At 39.3% G+C, this 2361-nt stretch carries 1 protein-coding gene and 1 pseudogene; both read right to left on the bottom strand.

The genetic code is table 11. From position 1 onward, the window contains the following. Positions 1-379: 379 nt before the first annotated feature. Positions 380-1129 carry a triose-phosphate isomerase gene (gene tpiA / locus ACMZ6U_RS10125; RefSeq protein WP_416108301.1) on the bottom strand — a complete coding sequence of 250 codons (750 nt, stop codon included), beginning with the start codon at positions 1127-1129 and terminating at the stop codon, positions 380-382. A 126-nt stretch (positions 1130-1255) separates the two neighbouring features. Beyond that, positions 1256-2208 (bottom strand): annotated as a pseudogene (locus tag ACMZ6U_RS10130) (IS30 family transposase). Positions 2209-2361 lie beyond the last annotated feature (153 nt).

Raw genomic sequence — 2361 nt, forward strand, 5'->3', positions numbered from 1 at the left:
TTTTGTCAAACTATCACACATTAATCGTCTTTTAAGGGCTTTATAACTTTGTGAATACAGGTTCTTAATAATACTATCCTAAAGATGTCCCATCCTTCGTATCACTTACCACAGTTATTCTAAAACAATTATTGTTTAGCATACGAACAAAACTATCACAATAGTAACTTTTCGCTACTCAATATAATACTTCATCTAACTCGATCAGGGCGCTCGTTTCACAGTATTTTGTCACTACTATAGACTGACTACAGCTACTACTACACCATGATTCCTCCTGTGCACGCCTACAATCTCACTCAGACAAACGAAATCAATCCTATATAAAAAAAACAACCCAAAAAATTTTGAGTTGTTAGGGATTTAGCTTATTTTAGACTTAGAATTCAAGCAAAGCAAGGAAGCTTTCAGCTTCAAGTGATGCTCCACCAACAAGTGCACCATCAACATCTTCGCAAGCCATGTATGAAGCAACGTTTTCAGGTTTTACTGAACCACCGTATTGAACGCGAACTTTGTCTGCAACTTCTTGACCAAAATCTGCTGCAACAACATCACGAACAGCTTTACACATTTTTTGAGCATCATCTTGAGTAGCTGATTTACCAGTACCGATAGCCCAGATTGGTTCGTAAGCAATAACAAGTGATGCTACTTGCTCAGCTGACAAATCTTTCAATGCTGCTGAAACTTGTGCTCCTACAAACTCTTCAGCTTTACCAGCTTCATAAGTTTCAAGAGACTCACCACAACAGATAATCGGCGTCATACCATTTTTAAAGATAGCGTGAGCTTTTTTATTGATGTCTTCATCAGTTTCGTGGAAGTAGTCACGACGTTCTGAGTGACCAATAACAACGTAATTAACACCCATTTCTGACAATACTTTTGGAGACGTTTCACCAGTGAAAGCACCGGCATCTTCTGAATAAGTGTTTTGAGCAGCAACTTTAAGTCCTTCAACGTTAGCGTCAAGCAAAGCTACTAAGTCAACAGCTGGTGCTGCAATAGCTGCTTCTACTTTGTTAGTTGCTGGTAATTTACCTGCAATTGCCTCAACAAAAGCTTTTGCTTCTTGAGGATTTTTGTTCATTTTCCAGTTTCCGGCAATAATTGGTTTACGTGACATTTCACATACCTCTTCTATTTTATAGTATATCTACATTCTACCATAAAATCCTATAGATTTAAAGGAATTGAGTAAATTTAGTTATTATTTTCACATACTTTCAGAAAGCCAAATTTCAAGTCCACGTTAGCCATTTAGTAAAAATTGTCTAGGAGATAAATAGTTCAAACATTTCTTTGGATAGTTGTTAATCCAATTTTCGATGAAGATGACCATTCTTGTGGTCGTTTTCTTAGTGCCTTTTGGCAACCATCATCTAATGAGTCGGTTATGGTTCTCGTTGGTTCCTCTTTCCCAAGAGGCGTAAGGGTGGTCATAATAGGAGCACTCAAGGTCAAAGACATCTGCCAATCGACTAAATTCTGTCCCGTTATCCGCTGTGATTGGGATGATGTGATAGTTTTGTAGAATACCTTTCAAAGCTTGATTCACTGATGTCGCTGACTTGTCAGGAATGAGACGAATGATTTGAAAGCGACTCTTCCTGTCTATGAGTGTCAGTAAGCACTCGTTTTTAGCGCGCGTCTGAATAACGGTATCAAACTCATAATCGCCTAGATTGTCACGCTTATTGATACTCTCTGGTCGTTCCTCAATAGACTTTCCAGCAGGTTTAAAGTTTTGACTAGCTTGCTTTTTCTCTGCTTTGCTTTTGCGTGGATAAAGCTTCTCAAATGGTGCAATCCCTAAATGTCTGTGGTGAATCCAGTAGTAGATGGTGGAAATTGGCACAGGGATGACTTTGGCTTTGACCATCATTTCAGGCGGATATTTCTGCCCCCAGTAGTGCACAATACGTTCTTTCAATTCCTTGGTCAAGGTGACTGGCCGAACTGATTTAGTTCTGTTTTCATCATAAACACCTTGCGCTGCATCAGCCCGATAGACCCTCTCAAACCTTCATTTGCGCACTTGTTGCCCAACGACTCCTCGTTTGATTTCGTTGTTAATAGTTTGCGGGCTTTTCCAAGTAAAGCGGCAATCTGGCGATGACTGATTCCTTCAGATTGCCATCGTTCAATCAAACGACGTTCTGTTAGTTTCAAATGTTTGCCTTTTGTAGTGTAATGGTTGTGCATCTCGGAGCTCCTTTAACGTGTTTGTGGTGAACGACATGCTATCTCTCTGAGATATTTTTTATACTCTCGACTGGCTAACTTCATTTTAGAACTTTCAATACTTTCAGAAATATTTTCTCCTCACTAACCTCTCCTTCTGATGACCTGAATCGA

It is taken from the genome of Streptococcus pluranimalium, assembly GCF_047785745.1.
Taxonomy (GTDB): domain Bacteria; phylum Bacillota; class Bacilli; order Lactobacillales; family Streptococcaceae; genus Streptococcus; species Streptococcus pluranimalium_B.

Coding starts and splice junctions, on each gene's coding strand:
- tpiA (WP_416108301.1), bottom strand. CDS start 1,129: ATGTCACGTAAACCAATTATTGCCGGAAACTGGAAAATGAACAAAAAT.